The sequence below is a fragment of the Mesorhizobium ciceri biovar biserrulae WSM1271 genome, from assembly GCF_000185905.1.
In the GTDB taxonomy this organism is placed as follows: Bacteria; Pseudomonadota; Alphaproteobacteria; order Rhizobiales; family Rhizobiaceae; genus Mesorhizobium; species Mesorhizobium ciceri.
Map to the genome: position 1 here is coordinate 3,112,668 of NC_014923.1, position 20,958 is coordinate 3,133,625.

Consider the following 20,958-nt stretch of genomic DNA (forward strand, 5'->3'; position numbering starts at 1 on the left):
GTCAGCCTCCCATCCTGCCGGTGAGGGCCACCTTGAAGGTGCGGCCCTTGCCCTGTTCTGTTGCCGCCGAGGTCGACCATGCGCTTTGCGGATCGGTGTAGGCGGTGTTGAATATGTTATCGACGCCGAAATCGAGCTTGAGGTTGTCGTTGACGCGCCAGTTGGCGAAGACATTGACCAGATCGAAACCGTCATCGACGACCGGCACGGCGTTGGGATTGGTGCGGCTGGTGCGGGTGATCTTGCCGACGCTGAGATATTGCGCGCCGACGGTGAGCTGGTCCTCCAGCATGCGGAAGCCGATCGTGGCCGAGAAGCGGTCGAGCGGCGTGTTGTTCAACGCCTGGCCGGAATAGACGCCGCTGACGACCTTGGCGTCGATCAGCGCGCCGGAGAGGTTCACGAAACCCCAGCCATAATCATTAACCATCTCGGCCTCTACGCCCTTCAGGCGTGCGTCGCCGATGTTGATTGCCGTGCGCGGCAGCACGGTGAGGTCGACGTCGATGTAATCCTCGACGTCAGTGTGGAAAACGTTGACCTTGGCGCGCAGCCGATCACCCGCCGTCAGCACATCGTCATATTTCACGTTGACGCCGGCCTCCCAGTTCTTTGCCGTCTCGGGCTGCAGCAGAAGATTGGGCCGATATGTATCACCGCCGCCATGCGCGCCGCCGCCACGGAAGACATCCTGCAGACCCGGCGCCCGGTAGCCTTCGGAATAGGTGCCATAGAGCTGGAAGCCATCGAATGGCGTGACGCCGACGGTGAGGCGCGGCGACCAACGATCGCCGGAGATCGAGGCTTCCTGCGGTGACGGGATGCGCGTCTCGCCATCGAGCTGGTAGCCGTCATAGCGCATCGCCGCGATGACCTGCAGCCAGTCCCCGTAATCGCCCTGCCACTGCAGGAAGCCGCCATAGCCCTGCTGTTGGCCAGCGCCGAAATGCGCCGCTTCCGAGGAGGCCTCGAGATAGTAGTAGTCGAGTCCGTAGGTCAGCGTATGTGCTAGTCCCCAGACGTCGAACCGCGAGGAGTTCTTCACATTGAAACCTGTCGTGGCCACGTCGTAGAAGCGGAAATTGCCGATCGCCGAGGTCGGCCAGACCTGAGTGTGCTCGGCGCGGGTGCGGTTGTGATAGGCATTGGCGCTGAAGTCGATCAGCGCGTTGTCGTCGGGCTTCCAGGTGTAAGCGGCGGTGTAGGTCTGGTTGGTGGTGTCGGTGTCATAGCGGCTCAGGGTCGGCGAGGTCGAGCCGCTCGATCCGGTGATCTGGTCGTTGTAGCGCTGCAGGATGGCGCCGAGCTTCAGCTCATGGCCATCGGCCGGCCGCAACGTCGCCTTCAGATAGCCGCTGGTCACCCGCTCGCCGGTCCATGGCACGGTGTCGCCATTGCCATCGGTGTAGCTGTCGCGGTCGCGGTAGATGAGGTTGCCGATGATATCGGCATCGTCGCTGAAGCGGTAGGCACCGGTGGTGCTGGTGGTGAAGCCGTCGCCATTGTCCTCGTAGCCGAGCTTCTCGCTCAGCGCCCAGCGCTCATCCTTCTTGAGGAAATCGCCGGCATCCTTGGTCTCGAAGGAGACGACGCCGCCGATGCCGCCGGAACCATAGGCATTCGACACCGGACCGCGAATGACGGTGGCTTCCTTGATCAGGTCGGGTTCGACATAGAACGAGCCAGAGCCATGACCGACGCGCCAGTAGTCCTGGCGGGCGCCGTCGAGGGTGACGACGACGCGGCCATATTGCTCCAGGCCGCGGATGTTGATGGCGGTTGCGGGATCGTCGCCATTCATCGAGGCAGCGACGCCCGGTGTGGTGCGGAAGATGTCGGCGGCTGTGTCGGGCTGGATGCGGTCGAGTTCGTCCTGATCGACGGCGCTGATGGCGGCCATCGATTCGATCACCGCCGTTTTGATCATCGTTGCCGAGATGGTGATCACGTCGAGCATCGTCGCCGGCTGGTTCTGCGCGACACTGGCCGGCGCCAGGCGGCCGGTCTTGGCGGCGGCCTTTTTCTCCCGGTCCTGTTCCTGCGCGCTGGCAAGAGGCACGGCGCAGAGGCCGAGCACGAAGGCGAGCGCCGTGCTCGCCATCAATGTCGTGTTTGTTGTCGTTGTCATGCAGCCCCCAAGCAAAAGCAAAACTGCTGGCGGTGGCTGAGCGGCCTTGGCTGGCATTATTGAAAATCCCTCGACCAGGCAGGTCAGGGCACGGGTCACATATTAAAACATGATGACATAAGTCAACTTTAAATTTATAGCCGACCATCCTCGAAAAGCATCTGGCACGGGAACAGCGGCATGGTCGGCAGTTTAGGCGAAGGCAAGACGATCCACTGGTCGCAACCGGGCAGGATCGCGGCGGTGCTGCTTCTGGCACTGTCGGTGCTGGTGCCTTCCTGCGGCTTCAAGGCGCTGGCCGCCGAGACCGTTGTCGATGCGCTGGGGCGAACCGTCGTGCCGGGCGCGGCGACCCGGATCGTGACGCTCGGTTCCGACGTCACCGAGATCGTCCACGCGCTGGGCGCCGGCGGGCGAATCGTCGCTATAGATCGCGGCAGCAAATATCCGCCTGAAGTCGCGCAAAAACCCAATGTCGGCTACCGCCGCCAGCTTTCGGTCGAGGGGCTGGCCAGCCTGCGTCCCGACCTGATCCTGGCCGCAGAAGACAGCGGGCCTCCTGAAGCGGTCGAGGTGCTGAAGTCGCTGGCAATCCCGATCGTCTTGGTCCCGCAGGACAACAGCCCGCAAGGCATCGAGCACAAGATCACGTTGATCGCCGCCAGCCTTGGGCTCGAGGACAAGGGCAAGGCGGTGTCCGCCGAGGTGCTCACCGCCTTTCAGGCTGCCGCGGATCTGGCGTCGCAAATTCCGCCGGAGCGGCGCAAGAAGGTGGTGTTCTTCCATGGCCTGGTACGTCTGAGCGCTGCCGGCGCGGGTACTTCTGCCGACGCCATCATCCGCTACGCCGGCGGCCTCAACCCTATGGACATCGTACAGGGCTACAAGGCGGCGTCGGAGGAAAAACTGATCGAGATGGCGCCTGACGTCATCCTGATGATGAGCGACGGCAAGGGCGGGCCGTCGGCCGAGCTGGTGTTCGGCAACCGCGCGCTGGCGGCAACGCCGGCGGCAGCCAACAAGGCGCTGGTCGTGCTCGACGGCGCCTACATGATCGGCTTCGGCCCGCGCACATCGGATGCGATCCGCGACCTGGCGAAAGCGCTCTATCCGGAAGGGGAATGACGTCGCGAAAATCGCAAGACGGTTCGGCTGGGCAGTACAATTTCGTCGCCGAACCCCGTTGCGCTTCATAAATGCTGTCCGTCCGGATTTCTCCGGATCGGCTTCCGCCCGAACAAACTTGGCGGCTCGGCCTGAAACATTGGCACGATATTCTAAGCCGCGCGGTTGACCGTGAATGCGCTCTCCAGCCTATAATTATACTAAATTCATAGACTAACTGCGAACGCTCGGAGCGCTCGCATCTTGGCCTGTGAAAATGGTTGCACAAGGGAGCGCATCGATGCCGAAAACAGAGTCCAATCCGGTCGACCTCGGCACCAGGGCCGCCGACTTCCTGCTGCCCGACGCGCAAGGTGTGCTGCACCGCCTTGCCGATTTCGACGCCAAGCCGGCCTTGCTCGTCGCTTTCATCTCCAACCGCTGCCCGTTCGTCGTGCTGATCCGCGAGCAGCTTGCCGCTTTCGCCAGGGATTACGCCGGCAAGGGGCTGCAGGTGGTGGCGATCAACGCCAACGACCACGAGGCGCATCCGGAGGAGACGCTCGCCCGCATCGGCGAGGAGGCCGAAAAATTCGGCTATTCCTTCCCCTATCTCAAGGATGCGTCGCAGCAGACGGCGAAAGCCTATGGCGCGGCTTGCACGCCCGACTTCTTCCTGTTCGGCACTGACCGGCGGCTCGCCTATCACGGCCAGTTCGACGATGCACGGCCGGGCAACGGCAAGCCGGTGACGGGTGCCGATCTGCGCGCGGCGGTCGATACGGTGCTGGAGGGCGGCAGGCCCACTGCCAGCCAGGCGCCGTCGATCGGCTGCAACATCAAGTGGAGCGCGGGCAACGAGCCGGTGTGGTCTTCCAGCGCGGCCCGCGCGGCCTAGCGCCTGCTTCGACTTTATTCGCCAGGTCTCCATGCCCAAGCCGCAAAAATCCGCTTCCGACAGCTTGCTGCTCCAGGCCGACGTGCTGGTGCTGGGCGGCGGTCCGTCGGCAGCTTGGGCAGCAGTCGCTGCGGCCGAGGCCAGCGCCAAGGTGGTGCTGGCCGACAAGGGCTATCTCGGCACCAGCGGCGCCACCGCGCCGTCCAACACCGGCACCTGGTGCGTGCCGCCGGGCGACAACAGGCATGCCGTGGTCGAGCGACGCTGGCAGCGCACCGGCGACCTCGCCGACCCGCGCTGGATGCTGCGCTGCGTTGACACCGCCTACCGCAACCTGCTCAGGCTCTCCGAATGGGGCTATCCCTTCCCGAGCGAGGATGACGGCCGGCTCTACATCGCCAATCTGCGCGGCCCGGACTACATGCGCTTCATGCGCCGCCGCGTGCTTTTGGCCGGCGTCACCGTCCTCGACCATCATCCCGCGCTCGAACTTTTGTCGGACGGCGATGCCATCGTCGGCGCCGCCGGTGTCGCCAGGCAGATCGGCCAGGATTGGCGCGTCGACGCCAACGCGGTGGTGCTGGCGACCGGTGGCTGCGCTTTCCGCGAGCGCATCCTCGGCGCGACCGGGCTGACCGGCGACGGCTATCTGATGGCGGCGGAGGCCGGCGCCAGCCTGTCGGGCATGGAGTTCACCGGCAAATACACGCTGGCGCCCTACGGCTCCTCGTTGAACAAGGGGCTGCCGTTCCGCTGGGCGTCGTTCCATCGCGAAGATGGCTCACCGATCGTCGGGCCGACCGGCGAGCCGTTGCGCAACGGCATCGGCGACCGCGAGGAGGAAGTGGCGCGCGCGCTGATCGACGGCCCGGTCTACGCGCGGCTCGATCAGGCCGAACCAGCGCTGCAGGGCTGGCTGCGCCAGGGCCAGCCGAATTGCTTCGTGCCCTATGACCGCGCCGGCATCGACCCTTTCAGCGAGCTGTTCCGCATCACCCTGCGCGCCGAAGGCACGGTGCGCGGCACGGGCGGCATAGACATCGTCTCCGACGATTGCGCCACCGGCGTACCCGGCCTCTATGTCGCCGGCGACGCGGCCAGCCGCGAGATCATGACCGGTGCGGTGTCGGGCGGCGGCGCCGTCAATTCGTCCTGGGCGCTGGCCAGCGGCTGGTGGGCGGGCAAGGGCGCTTCGACCCATGCCAAGCGCCGGACCGGCAAGGCATTCCGCACTGAGGTGCAGTCGCTTGGCCAGGCTGGATTACGTCCTGCATCATCGCCGCGCGTCGACATCTCGGCAGGCGAAGTCATCGAGGCGGTGCGCAGTGAGGTGACGCCGCTCGACAAGAATTTCTTCCGCACCGGCGAAGGCCTGGAGAAAAGCGGCGAGCGGTTGGAGAGTGTCTGGCGCGACGTGCGCGACCATCTGCAAGGCGACGGGCTGGATAGGGTCCGTACCCGAGAGGCAGCTTCGATCGCCGCCGCCGGGCGCTGGTCCGTGGCCGCAGCGCTGCACCGCACCGAGAGCCGCGGTATGCATCGCCGCACCGATTTGCCGGGCAAGAGCCCGGCCTTCGCGCACCGGCTGGTCATCACCGGTGTGGATGCGTTCCGCATCGCAGGCGCGCCTGAGCGGCTGGCGGAGCTGGCGTCATGATCGAGATCGTCTCGGCCACGCGCTGCGTCGAATGCGACATCTGCGTCAAGGTGTGCCCGGCCAACGTCTTCGACGCGACCGAGAGCGGCGTGCCGGTGATCGCCCGCCAGGAGGACTGCCAGACCTGCTTCCTGTGCGAGATCTACTGCCCGACCGACGCGCTCTATGTGGCCGAGTTCGCCGAAGGGCCGACCGGCATCACGGAAGCTCAGGCCGACGCCCGACAACTGTTTGGCTCCTATGCCCGCGCGCTCGGCTGGAAGCGCGGCAAGGCCGGCGGCTCGGAATTCGACCCGACGCACCGCATTCGCGTGGCGCAGTGAACCGATCGGAGACAGATATGGACCGTATCGTCGTCAGCGACATCAGCAAGACCTTCCAGCTCAAGCCGGGGCAGTTCGTCACCGTCGATGGCGAGGCGACCGACCGCGTCACCGTGCTCGACGGCGTTGACCTCTCGATCCGTAAGGGCGAGTTCATCACGCTGGTCGGCCCCAGCGGCTCGGGCAAGTCGGTGCTGCTCGACATCATTGGCGGGCTGACGCAGGCGACCGGCGGCGACGTCAAGCTCGATGGCCGGCGCATCACCAGGCCCGACCCGAAGACCGGCTATGTTTTCCAGCAATATGCGCTGTTTCCCTGGCGCACGGCGCTCGCCAACATCGAATATGCGCTGGAAGTGCGCGGCGTGGCCAAGGCTGAGCGCACGGCGACGGCCCGCCATCTGTTGTCGCTGTTCGGCCTTGCCGGCTTCGAGGACCGTTTTCCCAACCAGCTGTCCGGCGGCATGCAGCAGCGTGTGGCGATCGCGCGTGCGCTGGCCAGCAACCCGGAAGTGTTGCTGATGGATGAGCCGTTCGCGGCGCTCGACCAGCAGACGCGCGAGCTTCTGCAAGGCGAGCTGCTGCGGATCTGGGGCAAGATCAACACGACTGTCATTTTCGTCACCCACTCGATCGACGAGGCGATCTTCCTCGCCGACCGGGTGGTGGTGATGACGGCGCGGCCGGGCGCGGTGAAGGAGATCATCGATATCGACCTGCCACGGCCGCGCGACGGCGACATCCGCGCCAGCGCCGAATTCAATCTATATCGCGCTCGCGTCTGGGACGTGCTGCGCGACGAGGTCAACAAGGCGCAGAAGGACTGGACTCTGTCGCCAGCCTTCAGTCACTGAGGAACTGGACCCATGGCCTATCTGACCGAGAAGTTTGGCTCCGCTGGAGCGCTCCACCTGTTTGCCGGCGCTGGCGAAACGGTAGCCGCCGCCAGGTCCCCGCCATCAAGGCCAACGCCAAGATCCGGAGCAAGAAAGCGAGCCACGGCACATTCCTCTATGGCTTGCCGCTGCTCGGCCTGTTCTTCCTGCTGTGGGAGATCGCGCCCCGGCTCGGCTGGCTGAACCGCATCTTCTTTCCGCCGCTGAGCGAGGTGCTGGTCGCCTGGTGGGCGCTGCTCGCTTCGGGCGTGCTGATCGAGCATATCGGCATAAGCCTGCAGCGTGCCGCGATCGGCTTCGCACTCGGCGTGGTGGTGGCCATCCCGCTCGGTCTGTTGATGGGGCGCTATTCGCTGTTCGAGAAGGTTTCCGACCTTTTGGTGCAGACGCTGCGCAACACCTCGCAATTCGCACTGCTGCCGGTGTTCATCCTGCTGCTCGGCATCGGCGAGGAATCGAAGGTCGCGATCACCTTCTACTCCTCGGTTTTCTTTCTCCTCGTCAACACGATCAGCGGCGTCAAGTCGGTCGATCCGCTGCTCATCAAGGCGGCGCGCTCGATGGGCACGTCCGACTTCGACCTGTTCCGGAAAGTCATCCTGCCGGCCAGCATTCCCTCGATCGTCGCCGGCGCTCGGCTGGCGGTGAAATCCTCGCTGTTCGCGGTCATCGGCGCCGAGATGCTGGCGGCCAAATCCGGCCTCGGTTTCCTCATCCAGAATTCGCAGCTGATGATGGAAACGGCCGACATGTATGCCGGCATCCTGACGCTCACCGTCATCGGCCTGACCGTCAATTACCTGCTCGTCTGGTTCGAGCGCTGGGCAACAGCCTGGAAGGGCCAGTCCGAGACCTCGCTCATTTAAGCGGCCCCATTCATTCCAAACAGGAAGGATTTTCCCATGCCCAACATTCCATTCGACGCAATTCGCCGGCTGCTGCTGAAGGGCGCCATTGCCGTCGTCATCGGCCTTGGCGGCATGCCTGCCTTCGCACAGGACAAGCCTGACATCATCCGCATCGGCAGCACGGCGCCGGGGCACCTCAAATTCGTCCTCGCCCAGAAGGACGGCTGGTGGGACAAGGAATTCGCCAAGGACGGCATCAAGGTCGAACTGGTGACCTTCAACGGCGGCTCGGAAGCCACGACGGCATTGGCGACCGGCGCCATCGAGTTCACCTATACCGGCAACAATCCGGCGCTGCGCGTTGCTGCGTCCGGCGCCGACGTCAAGCTGATCGGCCTGTCGAGCTATGTGAAGGCCGGCGGTTCCTACATCGTCGTCAAAACCGACTCGCCGTTGAAGACGCTGCAGGATCTCAGGGGCAAGAAGGTCGCCTATCTCACCGGAACGGTGCGGCATTCGAACTTCAGCAAGGCACTGAACAGCGTCGGCCTGACCACCAATGACGTCGAAGGTCTGAACCTGCCTTTCGAGGCATCCGGCCCGGCGCTGCTGCGCGGCGATATCGACGCCATTGTCGAGACGGATTCGACGGCGGCCAAGCTGGTCGACACCGGCGAGGCGCGGGTGCTGTTCGACACCAGCACCCATCCGGAATGGAACGTGCCGAACGTCATCTCGGTCAACGGCGCCTTCGCGGCGAAATATCCCGATCTGGTCAAGCGGCTGCTGAAGGTCGACATCGAGATTTCGCGTTGGGCCGACGCTCATCCGGACGAGACGATCAAGACGTTTGTGGAGGCGACCAAGTCGTCGGAGAAATCCGTCCGCAAGACCTATGCCGACGGGGTGTTCCACCAGGATCCGAAACTAACCGACGACGCGATCGCCGCCTTGCAGGGCGAGGAGAAATTCATGGCCAGCGCCGGGCTCCTGAAGGGCTCGATCGACTACGGAAAATGGGTCGACAAGAGCTTTGTCGATGGCGCCGCGGCTGAAATCGCTGCGGTCCAATAGACTGGAAGCATCGAGCGGGGCGGGCGCTTTACCGCGCTGCCCCGTTCGTCTGGTCCGTCAAATCTCAGGGATGTTCTCCTTGAAGATCACCTGCAGCCTTGGCTGGTGCAGTTCATAGGGCAATCCCCGGACCGCATGGGTCAAAGTGTTGAGCGCTTCGCGGGCTTCGACGCGCGGGTTCTGGTCGATGACCGCGTCGAGCGTGCCGTCGAGCAGAAGGTCCTTGGTGCCGTCCGTCACCTCGTGGCCGAGGAAGACCATGGACTGGGCGCGGCCGTGCTCCTTGAGCGCGCGGGCGATGCCGGTGTTGCCGGCGCCGACATTGTAGATCGCGGCAAGGTCGGGGTGCCGCTCCAGCAGGGCCGATGCCTCCGAATAGGCCTTCTCGCGGTCGTCGAGCATTTCGCGCATCTCGACGATCTGCAGGTTGGGTGATTCCTCGGTCAGGACGTGGCGGAACCCCATCTCGCGTTCTTCGTGGCCGCGATAGGACAGCGAGCCGGCGAACAGCGCCACCTTGCCCGGATGCCCCGATCCCATGAAGCGGTTGAGCAGATAGCCGGCCAGCCGCCCGGCGGCGCGGTTGTCGATGCCGATATAGGCGACCCTGGGCACATGCAGGATGTCGGAGGCGATGGTCACCACCTTGATATCGTTGGCCGACAGGGATCGGATCGCTTCGCGCACCGTCGGATGGTCGAGTGCTATAACGCCGACGCCTTGCGTCTGTCCGCGCAGGTCCTGCAGCAGGCGGGCGAGCCGGTCAGGATTGAAGCCCTCGATGGTGGCGATATGGACATCGAGGTCGGGCCGCGCCAGAGCCTGTGCCTCGATGTGCCGGTGCAGCATCTTGATGAAGGAATTGGTGCCGGCCGGCAGCGCGAAGTCGAGCCGGATGACCTCGCCGGGCGCAGGCCGTGGCGGCGCGCCGTTCGGGCCTTCGGCGATGTAGCCGAGGCGCTGCGCCATTTCGAGCACGATTTCGCGCGTGCGCGCCCGCACGCCGGGTCGGTTGTTGAGCACGCGGTCGACGGTGGCGGCCGAGACGCCGGCTTCCCGGGCTATGTCAGTCAGGGTGGAACGCACCGTCTTTCATCTCCTGCATGCGTCAGATCGGCTGGTGACGGCTTCCCCGCCATCGGCGATTCTGATGGGAAATGATGTATCCGCCCTTAGCCCATGCGCAAGCCGCCGCGCTAAATCAAATAGTCCGGCAGGGCTGCGCAGGGGCGGGAAGGGTCGTGTGCCCTCAAATTGAAGCACCCGGCATGATGCATGGATCCCGTTTTTGTGCATTTCCTCGCCCTATTGCGATGTTGTGAGGTGTTTTGATTATTTATGATGTTGACAGCCTTGCCATGCTGCCGTCAATATCCCTCATAAGGGCCGTGGAGGAAACGTGGCCCTGAGGGAGGAGTTTCAATGTCTGACTTGATCCGCATCTCGCGGCGCCGGCTGCTGGCATCCGGAGGAAAGGCGGTTGTGATCATGGCCGCCGCTGGTATCGCGCCCCAATTCATTCGTCCCGGCCGCGCCTATGCGGCCGACGCGCTGGCGCCAGGCATGATCGGCGGCCCGACGGGCTTCGATGGAGCCGAGCGCTACCAGTATGGCGCCGACACGCCGGAAGGCCGCGCCATCGAGGCGGCCAAGGCTCTGAAGGGCGCCGGCAAGGCGCCCGCCAAGATCGTGCTCGGCCTGTCCGACGGCTCGATCGGCCAGCTCACGCAGCCGTTCCCGGCCGGTGCGCCGTCGATCAAGGAGCTGTGGGAAAAGGAAACCGGCATCGCGATCGAAATCGTCGGTTTGCCGAACGGCCAGGAATTCACCAAGACGATGCAGGACATCTCCACCAAGGGTGGGGCCTATGACATCTATTCGACCGAATGGAACCGCCTCGGCGACCTCGCCGAAACCGGCGGCATCGCCAAGCTCGATGACTTTGTCGCGCAGCACAAGCCCGAATGGGACGATCCCGTCAGCGGCTATGTCAACGGCGCCAAGGGCGTGTCGCTGCTCAACAAATACCGCGGCTCCAACTATGGCGTGTCGCTGGACGGCGACTTCCAGACCTGGGTCTACCGCACCGATTTGTTCGGCGACGAAGCCGAGAAGAAGGCCTTCAAGGACAAATACGGCTACGATCTGGCGCCGCCGAAGACCTGGAAGCAGCATGGCGACATCGCCGCCTTCTTCCAGCGCCCGGACAAGGGCCTGTTCGGCTCGACCGACCTGCGCAACCAGGGCTGGGGCTACACCAACTGGTACCAGCGCTATGTCTCGATGGCTTCGCCCAACCAATTCCTGTTTGGCGATGACGGCAAGCCGATGATCAATTCCGAGCAAGGCATTGCCGCCACCGACGAATATGTCGCTTCGCTCGCACATCATTCGCCGGATGCGATCTCCTGGGGCTGGCCGGAGCAATACGGCAACTTCGCCAAGGGTGGTGCGGCGATGACCTGCGCCTTCTCCAACCTGCCGAAATTCCTCGACAATGCCGGCAACAAGGACTCAGCCGTCACCGGCAAGATCGGCTCGATGCTGCCGCCCGGCCGCGAGATCGACGGCAAGCTGATCAGCCGTTCGGTGCTGTGGTTCTCGCTGACCGGCATGGTCTCGTCACAGTCGAAGAACCAGGAGGTCGCCTACCTCCTGCTGCAATGGCTGGGCTCGGCCCGTATCTACGCCTGGATGAGTGCCAATCCCGGCGGTTATCTGGACCCGTTCCGGCTTTCGGACTTCTCCGATCCGCTGGTGCGCCAGACCTATCATGCCTACCACATGGACGTCGTGCGCGAGACGGTGGCGCGCACCGTGCCGACCATCAACTATCCCGGCGCGACAGCCTTCCACAATGCGCTCGACGAGAACCTGATGGCGGCGCTGACCAAGGCCAAGACATCGGAGCAGGCGATGGCCGATACCGAGGCAGAGTGGAAAAAGATCGCCCGGCGCACCGGCGAGGACAAACTGCTCGAAGCCATCAAGACCAACAAGGAGGCCTGGCCGACAGTTCTCGATCCAATCGTCTGATCCTTCTCCCTGGATCATATCGAAGGAGGGGAGGAGCTTGCTTCTCCCCTCCGCCCACAACGCCACCAGCAAAGCCGCCAGATGAAGCGTTCCGTTCCTTTCCTGATATTCCGCTATGCCGCGATCTTCGCGGCCATGGCGGTGACGCTGGTGCCGATCCTGTGGATGGTGTCGATGGCGTTCAAGCCGATCGCCGAATGGTCGGCGACCGGCGCCGACCTGACCTGGTGGCCGAAGAACCCGACGCTCAGCAATTTTCGTTTCGTCTTCGGCGAGTCGACCAACAATTTGATCGTCGCGCTCGACCGTAACGCGCTGAAGCCGATCCTCGCATCGCTGCTGTCGGCGGTTTTCGGCACGGTGATCGCCATGTCGGCGGGCACTGCGGCGGCTTATGGGCTCTCGCGTTTCGGCTCCGGCCAGAACCTGCCGCTGGCGCTGATCCAACTCAGGATCTTTCCGCCGATGGCGGTCATGATCCCGGTGATGATCATGTGGGCTTTCCTCAACTTCACCGATAGCTGGTGGGGCCTGGCGCTGATCTACGGCATCGTCACCTTGCCGTTCGCCTTCTGGCTGATGAAGACCTTCTTCGACGACATGCCGCGTGAGATCGAGGAGGCGGCGCTTGTCGAAGGCTGTTCGCGGCTGCGCGTCTTCACGCGCATCACGCTGCCGATGATGCGCGCGCCGCTGGCCAGTGCCGCGCTCTTCGTCTTCATCCTCAACTGGTCGGACTATCTGATCGCGCTGCTTCTGACGACGCGCGAATGGGTGACCATCCCGGTCTACATGGCCTCTCTTTCTTCCTCGATGACCGGGCAGCTCTATGGCGCCAAGGCAGCGCTTGGGCTGATCGCGGCCGTGCCGCCGGTCATCATGGGCATCGCCATCCAACGCCATCTGGTGCGCGGGTTGACATTCGGGGCGCTCAAGCAATGAGCGCGGTGACTGTCATGACTTCCAAGGATGAGGTGAAAGCCGTCGGAGCAAAGCCGGTTTCGCGCGATGAGGGCGCAAGGCTGGGTTTCCGGCTGACATTGCCTGCGCAGATCCTGGTGCTGTTCATCTCGGCCTTCCCGCTGTTGATGCAGCTCTACATCAGCGTCACCGACTGGTCGCCCCTGTCGGGCACCGGCTGGTGGAACGCCTGGTCGATGTGGAACAGCTTTGCCAACTACACCGATCTCGCCGCCGACGCGCGCTTCTGGAGCGCGCTGAAGCGTACGGCCATCGTCATGATCGTCTGCGTGCCGGCGGAATTCCTGCTTGGGCTGGCGCTGGCGACACTGTTTGCCGACGATTTCCCGGGCAAGCGCGTCTTCTATTCGATCCTGCTGATGCCGATGATGGTGGTGCCTGCCGTGGCCGGCTACATGTTCTTCATGCTGTTCCAGTCCGGCGGCCCGGTGAACGACATCTTGTCGGCGCTCACCGGATCTCCGGTCACCATCGCCTGGCTGTCGGATCCGACACTGGCGCTGATCGCGGTGATGGTCGCCGACATCTGGCAATGGACGCCGCTGATGTTCCTCATCCTGCTTGCCGGCCTGGTCGGCGTGCCGGAGGACCAGATCAAGGCGGCGACGCTGCTCGGCGCCAATCCGTGGCAGCGCTTCGTCACCATCGTGCTGCCGAAGATGAAGACGATCATCATCATCGCGTTGGCGATCCGGGTGATCGAGAACTTCAAGATCTTCGACACGCTCTACATCATGACCGGCGGCGGTCCAGGCGTCGCTACCGAAACCATCTCGGTCTACATCTACAAGCTCACCACGCAGGACCTGATCTGGGGCTATGTGGCGGCGATCGCGCTGGCCATTTTGGTCGTGCTGTCGATCGTCGCGGTGTTTGCCATGAAGCGCATGGCGCGGGCACGCGAGGTTCCGGCATGAGCGCCATCCACCTGCAAAACCTGGTCAAGAAATTCGGCGACTTCACCGCGCTGAAGACCATGGACCTGGCAATATCAGATGGCGAGTTCATGGCGCTGCTCGGCCCGTCGGGCTGCGGCAAGTCGACCACGATGAACATGATCGCCGGCATGGAAGAACCGACCGGCGGCAAGATCCTGTTTGGCGACCGCGACATGGCCGGCGTGCCGATGGGCCGGCGTGGCGTCGGCTTCGTGTTCCAGAACTACGCCATCTTCACGCATATGACGGTGCGCCAGAACCTTGCCTATGGACCAAAAATGCGAGGTGCCGCGAAAGCCGAGATCGACCGTCGCGTCGGCGCCATCGCCGAGATGCTGCAGCTTTCGCCGCTGCTCGACCGCAAGGCCGACAAGCTGTCGGTCAACATATTGCAACGGGTGGCGATCGGCCGCTCGGCGATCATGGAGCCGGCGATCTTCCTGCTCGACGAGCCGCTGTCCAATGTCGACGCCGCTTTCCGGGCCGTCATGCGCACCGAACTGAAGCAGCTGCAGCGGCAGTTCCGCCAGACCATGGTCTATGTCACCCACGACCAGCTCGAGGCGATGACCATGGCCGACCGCATCGCGGTCATGGATCATGGGGTTTTGCAGCAGGTCGGCACGCCGCTCGAGGTCTACAACGATCCAGCCAATGTCTTCGTCGCCCGCTTTATCGGTGCGCCGGGCATGAATCTGCTCAAGGGCAGGCCGGCGGAGAGCGACCGCGGACTGGTCGTCGATCTCGGACCGTTGGGCGTCACGCCGCCGCTGGCGGGCGAACTCGCAGCGGCCATGCGTGGTGCACGCGGCGAGGTGCTTTACGGATTCCGGCCTGAACAGGCGACGTTGGTGCAGAATGGGCAGGGCCTCGCAATGCCGGTGACCTTTGTCGAACGGATCGGTGCGCGCACCATCGTTCATCTCGGCCAGGGCGAGGCGGCTGTGAAAACGGTGTTCGACAATGATGTCGGGCTGGCTATCGGCGATACCGCTGTCGTCGCTCCCACTACGTCGTCAGTGCGCGTTTTCGACGCCGCTACCGGCCTTGCGATGAAGGCAGGTTGAGATGGCCGATATCGTCTTCCGTAATGTGACCAAACGCTACGGCAATACACTCGCCGTCGACGACGCCTCGTTCACCGTCAACGACAATGAGTTCTTCTGCTTCTTCGGTCCGCCGCTGTCGGGCAAGTCGACCATCCTGCGCCTGGTGCTCGGGTTGGAGACACCTGACACCGGCGAAATCCTGATCGGAGGCAGGCCGGTCAACGCGATGTCGCCGGCCGAGCGCAACGTGGCTATGGTGTTCCAGAACCTGGCGCTGTTTCCGCATATGAGCGCGCTCGAAAATGTCCGCTTTCCCCTGGTCGAACGCCGGGTCGCCGAGGCCGAGATCAAGCGGCGGGTCACCGACGTCGCGGCGAAGCTGCATATCGGCCATATCCTGCACAAGCCGCCGGGACAGCTTTCGGGCGGGGAGCGGCAGCGCGTGGCGATCGCCCGGGCTCTGGTGCGCGATCCCAATGCCTATCTGATGGACGATCCGATCTCGGCGCTCGACGCCAGGCTGCGCGAAGAAACGCGCGTCGAGCTGAAGCGCATCCAGCGCGAACTCGGCAAGACGCTGATCTACGTCACGCATGACCAGGAAGAAGCGATGTCGGTCGCCGATCGCATCGCCATCCTGGAGGACGGCAAGATCAGGCAGATCGGTACGCCGGCAGAAATTTACGACCGCCCGGCCAGCACCTATGTAGCAAGGCTGCTTGGCTCGCCGATGATGAACATCCTCAGATCGGCGCGCGGCGATGGCGGTGTCGAAGCGGCTGAAGGCACGATCCGCATCGACGACAAGACAGCGCCCGCCGACGCCGTGGAGATCGGGCTGAGGCCGGAGGACATCAAGGTCAGACCGTGGGCGGATGGGGGCCCGGGCCGCCCGGCGCGAGTGTTCGAGGTCGAGCCGCTTGGCGGCTACACCGTGGTGACGCTCGCTGCCGGGCAGGCGCGGTTGAAGGCATTACTGCGCGGCCAGCCCGACATCCGGCCGGATGCCATGGTGGCGATATCCTGCGAGCCGGCCAGAGTGCATTATTTCGAACAGAGCGGCGGGGCGTTGGCACGATGACGGCCGCCGCAAGGAAAGAGTTTCGGGAGGAAGAGATGGCAAGCAAAGGCTTCGAGCCGGACGTGAAGGTCCGCACGAAGGAATACAAGATCGGCTGTGTCGGCGCAGGCATGATCATGGCCGAGTGCCATCTCGCCGCCTACAAGGAAGCCGGGTTCCCGGTGGTGGCAATCGCCTCGCGCACCAGGGCCAGCGCCGATAAGGTGGCGACGCGCTGGGGCATTCCGACCGTCCACGACACACCGGAAAAACTGATCGAGGACGAAAATGTCGAGATCATCGACCTTGCTTTCCCGCCCGACCTGCAGCCGGCGCTGATCCGTCACGCGCTGAGGCAGAAGCATATCAAGGCGATCCTGGCGCAGAAGCCGCTGGCGCTGTCAGTCGAGGAAGCGGTCAAGCTGCGCGATGAGGCGGCCAAGGCCGGCAAGATCCTCTCGGTCAATCAGAACATGCGCTACGACCAATCGATGCGCGTCTTGAAGCAGATCATCGACAGCGGCGCGCTGGGCGACATCGTCTTCGCGCAGATCGACATGCACGCCATCCCGCATTGGCAGAGCTTCCTCGAGGATTATGACCGGCTGACGCTCGCCAATATGAGCGTGCATCATCTCGACGTGCTGCGCTTCCTGTTCGGCGATCCCGACGAAATCACCACGCTGACACGCAAAGACCCGCGCACGAAATTCGACCACTCCGACGGCATCACCGTGTCGACGCTGCGCTTTCCGTCCGGCGTGCTTGCCGTGTCGCTGGAGGATGTCTGGTCCGGTCCGCGCCAGGATGGCTACAAGGACGACCAGCACATCAACTGGCGCGTCGACGGCAGCAAGGGGGTCGCGAAGGGCACCATCGGCTGGCCGACGGGCGCTGCCTCGACGCTGACTTACGCCTCGACCGAGACGACCCGGGGCGAATGGGTCAGCCCGAGCTGGGACACGATGTGGTTCCCGCATGCCTTTATCGGTGTGATGGAGCAGCTCCAGCACGCGGTGAAGACCGGCACGCCGCCGGCGCTGTCGGTCGCCGACAACGTCAAGACCATGGCGCTGGTCGAGGCGGGCTACCGCTCGATCGACGAGGCCCGCACGGTCAAGCTTTCCGAAATCGCTACCTGATCACCGCAGCTGAAACACCAAACAACTGAATCGCTTACAGGGAGGAATTCACACCATGATGCAGGCAGGTATTTTCACGGGCTATTTCCCGTACGGCCTCGAAGAGACGGCGAAGAAAATCCGCGGGCTCGATTTCAACACGGTGCAACTCGACCTCCACTTCAAGGACGTCGACCTGTCGGCGGGGCAGATCACCAAGGATAAGGCCAAGAAGGTGCGCGACGTCTTCCGCGATCATCACCTGCCGGTGTGCTGCATTTCCGGCTACACAAATATTATCCACCCGGACAAGGCCGAGCGCGACAAGCGCGTCGGCTACCTCAAAGAGATCATCCGCAACGCCCGCCATTTCGGCAGCCCGTATGTGATCTCGGAAACCGGCACCTACAACACCGAATCCGACTGGGTGCATCACCCCAAGAACAAGACCGAGGAAGGGTTCGAGGAATGCCGCAAAGTGGTCGCCGACCTTGCCCAGACGGCCTATGACCACGGCGCGGTCTTCCTGCTCGAAACCTATGTCAACAACGTCGTCGGCTCGGTCGAGGAGACGGTCAAGATGTTCGCGCAGGTCGATCACCCCGGCCTCGGTCTGCTGATGGACCCGACCAATTATTTCGAGACGCATAACATCGACAGGATGGACCAGATCCTGAACCAGGTGTTCGACACGCTGACCGACAAGATCAGAATAGCTCACGCCAAGGACGTCAAGCGTTCGGGCGGCGACAAGTCCGAGAAGCACGCCGATATCGGCGACGAGGACGCGCTGGAGAGCCATACATTCCGTGGCGTCGGTGAGATCGAGCTGCCGGCGCCGGGCCTCGGTTCGCTGAACTACGACCTCTATCTCCAGCGGCTGGCGGAAAAGCATCCGAACATCCCGGTGATCATCGAGCATCTCTCGGAAGACGACGTGCCGAGGGCCAAGAAATTCCTCGACGGGAAGTTCCGCGCCAACGGTCTGTGACGGCCTTCTCGCGCCGCTGGTTCGCGGCGGCGCGGTTCGGTTCCAAAGTAAGGGAGGAGAAAAAATGTTGAAATTCGCATTGAAACTGGCGGCTGCCGTAACGCTGCTCGCCGGCGTCTCGTTGCGCGCGCCGGCAATGGCGCAGGATGGCCAGAAGACGTTCTACTTGCTGTCGCATGGCGGTCCGTCGGATGCGTTCTGGCTGGACTGGAATGCCGGCGCGACCAAAGCCTGCGACCAGCTCAAGGTGACCTGCAAGATCTCATTCAGCGGCGGCGACATGGCGGCGCAGAAGGAGGCCTTCAATTCCGCGCTTGCGGCCAAGCCCGACGGCATCGCCACCACCTCGGCCCAGCCGGGCTTGTGGACGGAAGAGGTGAAGGCGGCCAAGGCAGCCGGCATCCCGATCGTGTTCTTCAACACCGACGATCCGGCGACCGGACGGCAGGCCTATGTCGGCGCCGATCTCAAGGAGGCGGGGGTCACCTGGGCCAAGTATCTTGTCGACCACAAGATGGTGAAGCAAGGCGACAAGGTGTTCCTGCCGGTGGAAGTGCCGGGCGCCAGCTATCAGCAGCTGGAGACCGAAGGCATCGCCAGTGTCTTCGATCCGTTGGGAATCAAATATGATGTGGTCGATTGCGGCACCGACCCGGCCGGCATCATTGCCAAGATGACCGACTATATGGTGGCCAACAATCCGCCGGCGATCATCGCGCTTGGCGATTCCGTCGCGGCCAGCGTCAAGCGGGTGTTCGACGGCGCCGGCGTGCCGGCCGGCAAGATCCCGGTCGTCGGCTGGGGCAATTCCAAGGAAACCGCGGAAGCCGTCAAATCCGGTTTCGTCAACGCGGCCGCCTGGCAGTTCCCGTCTGCGCAGGGCTTCATGCCGGTGGCGCTGCTCGGGCTCGCCGCTTCGGGTGAGCCGATCGGCTACGACATCCATACGTTCAGCCTCTACGACGCCTCAAGCGTCGAACCGATCCTGAAACTCTACGACACGAAGTGAAAACCGGTGCCCGCGGCGCAAGCCGCGGGCGTCTCTTCAAAGCATGGTTGAAGCAGTCATGATGATCGCCGCAGAAGACGAAATGCCTGTCGGGAAACGCAGACCGGGCCTTATGCGCTCGCCGCAATTCTCCTCGCTCGTCATCCTCACTGTCCTGCTCGCGGTGTTCGCCATTGCCGATGCCAATTTCCTGTCGCCGCTCAACATCTCCAACATGATGGCGTTCCTGCCCGAGCTCGGCATCATCGCGCTCGGTATGACGCTGCTGTTGACGGCGGGCGAGTTCGACCTGTCGGTCGGCGCCGTGTTCGGGCTGGCCCCGGTCGTCGTCATGCTCCTGGTGCAGAACGGCGGCGTGGATATAGGTGCCGCCCTTCTGGCCGGGCTTCTGCTGTGCATCGCCATCGGCGCCATCAACGGGCTGATCGTCACCAAGATCGGCATTTCGTCCTTCCTGGTCACGCTGTCGATGCTGCTCGTGGTGCGTGGGGCAGCGCTCTACATCACACAGGGCTTTCCGCTGAAATCCTGGGACCAGCCGGGTTTTTTCGTGACGCTGCTGGCCGGCAGCTTCAATGTCGGCTCGTTCCGGTTCTACACCTCGCTGTGGTGGTTCATCGGTCTCTCGCTGCTGGCAATCTACGTGCTGCGCTATGCCAAGCTCGGCAACTGGATCAGCGCCATCGGCTCGAACCGCAACGCGGCGGTGGCGCGTGGCGTGCCGGCGGACGCCGTCAAGGTGTGGCTGTTCATCCTGACTTCGGTTCTGGCGGGGCTGGCCGGCATGATCAGCGCCTTCCGCATTTCGGCCGCTTCACCGGTGGCCGGCACCGGCTACGAGCTCGAAGTGATCGCCATGGTGGTGGTCGGCGGGACGGCGCTGACCGGCGGACGCGGCACGATCCTCGGCACCATCGTCGGTGCGCTGATGCTGCGCGCGATCCGCAACGGCATTGTGCTGATCGGCGTGCCGGGCCTCGCCTACAACATCTTCGTCGGCCTGATCATCCTCGCCATGCTCATCCTGCACGCTTTGCTGCAGAAGAACGCCGCAAGGGGCTGACGATGGAAGTTCTCCGGCTGCAAAATCTGCAAAAATCCTTCGGCAGCGTCCGCGCACTGAAGAATGCGTCCTTTGCCCTCAAGGAAGGCGAGGTGGTGGCCCTGCTCGGCGACAACGGCGCCGGCAAATCGACGCTGATCAAGGCGATTTCCGGTGTGTTTCCGATCGACCGTGGCGACATCTATGTGCGCGGTGAAAAGGTTTCGATCCGTTCGACACGCGACGCGATGGACCTCGGCATCGAGACCATCCACCAGGATACATCTCTTGCGCCGGATCTCAGCATCGCGCGCAATCTTTTCCTTGGGCGCGAGCCGGTCAAGCTGAAATGGCTGGGCGTGTTCGCGCCGCTCGATTTCGCCAAATTGCGAGACGCGGCGTCGGCGCTGTTGAAGCGCGTCGGCATCTCGAAAAAACTCGACGCCGATGCGCTGGTCTCGACGCTATCGGGTGGCGAGCGGCAGTCGATCGCGATTTCTCGCGCCATGCAGTTCGCCGCCAAGGTCATCATCCTCGACGAACCGACCAACAATCTCGGTGTCGAGGAAACCCATGGCGTGCTGCGCTTCGTCAAGGAGGTGCGTGACGCCGGTCATTCGGTGCTCTTGATCACCCACAACATCCATCACGTGTTCCAGGTCGCCGACCGCATCATCGTCATGCGCCGCGGCGAGATCGTCGCCGAGCAGACGGTTGCCGATACCGATCTCCTGACCGTGGAAAGCATCATCACCGGCGCCGATATGTCGGCGCTGCTGAAAGAGACGAGAGCGAAGTGAAGA

19 protein-coding genes are annotated in these 20,958 nt (G+C 63.6%); 17 read left to right on the plus strand and 2 right to left on the minus strand.

Translation table 11 applies throughout. The annotated features are described in order from the left end of the window. Position 1: 1 nt before the first annotated feature. Complete coding sequence (locus MESCI_RS15105; RefSeq protein ID WP_013530812.1) at positions 2–2,128, minus strand: TonB-dependent hemoglobin/transferrin/lactoferrin family receptor; 2,127 nt, start codon at positions 2,126–2,128, stop codon at positions 2–4. Between the two features lie 180 nt (positions 2,129–2,308). Between MESCI_RS15105 and MESCI_RS15110 the strand changes: the two genes are divergently transcribed. From MESCI_RS15110 to MESCI_RS15140, 7 genes are all read left to right on the plus strand, one after another. Then, positions 2,309–3,253 carry a heme/hemin ABC transporter substrate-binding protein gene (locus tag MESCI_RS15110; protein WP_013530813.1) on the plus strand — a complete coding sequence of 315 codons (945 nt, stop codon included), beginning with the start codon at positions 2,309–2,311 and terminating at the stop codon, positions 3,251–3,253. 280 nt (positions 3,254–3,533) lie between these two features. Then, entirely contained in the window at positions 3,534–4,130 is a 597-nt protein-coding gene (locus tag MESCI_RS15115) for a thioredoxin family protein (protein WP_013530814.1), read from the plus strand. Between the two features lie 31 nt (positions 4,131–4,161). Next, positions 4,162–5,787 carry an FAD-dependent oxidoreductase gene (locus MESCI_RS15120; RefSeq protein WP_013530815.1) on the plus strand — a complete coding sequence of 542 codons (1,626 nt, stop codon included), beginning with the start codon at positions 4,162–4,164 and terminating at the stop codon, positions 5,785–5,787. Continuing rightward, positions 5,784–6,110: a 4Fe-4S dicluster domain-containing protein gene (locus MESCI_RS15125; RefSeq protein ID WP_013530816.1), complete on the plus strand. Its 327-nt coding sequence runs from the start codon at positions 5,784–5,786 to the stop codon at positions 6,108–6,110. The genes MESCI_RS15120 and MESCI_RS15125 overlap by 4 nt, the downstream gene beginning before the upstream one ends. A gap of 17 nt (positions 6,111–6,127) precedes the next feature. After that, a complete protein-coding gene (locus MESCI_RS15130; protein ID WP_013530817.1) occupies positions 6,128–6,964 on the plus strand; it encodes an ABC transporter ATP-binding protein in 837 nt (278 codons plus the stop codon). 104 nt (positions 6,965–7,068) lie between these two features. After that, the gene (locus tag MESCI_RS15135) at positions 7,069–7,872 is read left to right on the plus strand and encodes an ABC transporter permease (RefSeq protein ID WP_420845289.1); all 804 of its coding nucleotides are present in this window, start codon (positions 7,069–7,071) and stop codon (positions 7,870–7,872) included. Positions 7,873–7,908: 36 nt separating this feature from the next. Then, positions 7,909–8,928 carry an aliphatic sulfonate ABC transporter substrate-binding protein gene (locus tag MESCI_RS15140; RefSeq protein ID WP_013530818.1) on the plus strand — a complete coding sequence of 340 codons (1,020 nt, stop codon included), beginning with the start codon at positions 7,909–7,911 and terminating at the stop codon, positions 8,926–8,928. 57 nt (positions 8,929–8,985) lie between these two features. Here the strand turns inward: MESCI_RS15140 and MESCI_RS15145 are convergent, their stop codons facing one another. Next, the gene (locus tag MESCI_RS15145) at positions 8,986–10,014 is read right to left on the minus strand and encodes a LacI family DNA-binding transcriptional regulator (protein ID WP_013530819.1); all 1,029 of its coding nucleotides are present in this window, start codon (positions 10,012–10,014) and stop codon (positions 8,986–8,988) included. Between the two features lie 336 nt (positions 10,015–10,350). On the opposite strand from MESCI_RS15145, the gene MESCI_RS15150 reads away from it, so the two are divergent. The 10 genes from MESCI_RS15150 (at position 10,351) to MESCI_RS15195 (ending at position 20,955) form a co-directional block, all read left to right on the plus strand. After that, positions 10,351–11,964 (plus strand): extracellular solute-binding protein, encoded by a 1,614-nt coding sequence (locus MESCI_RS15150; protein WP_013530820.1) that lies wholly within the window; start codon positions 10,351–10,353, stop codon positions 11,962–11,964. Between the two features lie 81 nt (positions 11,965–12,045). Next, complete coding sequence (locus MESCI_RS15155) at positions 12,046–12,906, plus strand: carbohydrate ABC transporter permease (RefSeq protein WP_013530821.1); 861 nt, start codon at positions 12,046–12,048, stop codon at positions 12,904–12,906. Continuing rightward, the gene (locus MESCI_RS15160; RefSeq protein WP_013530822.1) at positions 12,903–13,862 is read left to right on the plus strand and encodes a carbohydrate ABC transporter permease; all 960 of its coding nucleotides are present in this window, start codon (positions 12,903–12,905) and stop codon (positions 13,860–13,862) included. Before MESCI_RS15155 ends, MESCI_RS15160 begins: the two co-directional genes overlap by 4 nt. Next, complete coding sequence (locus MESCI_RS15165; RefSeq protein WP_013530823.1) at positions 13,859–14,950, plus strand: ABC transporter ATP-binding protein; 1,092 nt, start codon at positions 13,859–13,861, stop codon at positions 14,948–14,950. The genes MESCI_RS15160 and MESCI_RS15165 overlap by 4 nt, the downstream gene beginning before the upstream one ends. A 1-nt stretch (position 14,951) precedes the next feature. Continuing rightward, positions 14,952–16,013 (plus strand): ABC transporter ATP-binding protein, encoded by a 1,062-nt coding sequence (locus tag MESCI_RS15170; RefSeq protein ID WP_013530824.1) that lies wholly within the window; start codon positions 14,952–14,954, stop codon positions 16,011–16,013. Between the two features lie 35 nt (positions 16,014–16,048). After that, a complete protein-coding gene (locus MESCI_RS15175) occupies positions 16,049–17,134 on the plus strand; it encodes a Gfo/Idh/MocA family protein (RefSeq protein WP_013530825.1) in 1,086 nt (361 codons plus the stop codon). Positions 17,135–17,189: 55 nt separating this feature from the next. Further along, on the plus strand, positions 17,190–18,104 hold the full coding sequence (locus MESCI_RS15180) for a sugar phosphate isomerase/epimerase family protein (protein ID WP_013530826.1): 915 nt from the start codon (positions 17,190–17,192) through the stop codon (positions 18,102–18,104). Between the two features lie 64 nt (positions 18,105–18,168). Beyond that, complete coding sequence (locus MESCI_RS15185; protein ID WP_013530827.1) at positions 18,169–19,113, plus strand: sugar ABC transporter substrate-binding protein; 945 nt, start codon at positions 18,169–18,171, stop codon at positions 19,111–19,113. 43 nt (positions 19,114–19,156) lie between these two features. Beyond that, entirely contained in the window at positions 19,157–20,176 is a 1,020-nt protein-coding gene (locus tag MESCI_RS15190; RefSeq protein WP_164919915.1) for an ABC transporter permease, read from the plus strand. Next, positions 20,173–20,955: an ATP-binding cassette domain-containing protein gene (locus MESCI_RS15195; protein WP_024501560.1), complete on the plus strand. Its 783-nt coding sequence runs from the start codon at positions 20,173–20,175 to the stop codon at positions 20,953–20,955. Before MESCI_RS15190 ends, MESCI_RS15195 begins: the two co-directional genes overlap by 4 nt. The last annotated feature ends 3 nt before the right edge of the window (positions 20,956–20,958 follow it).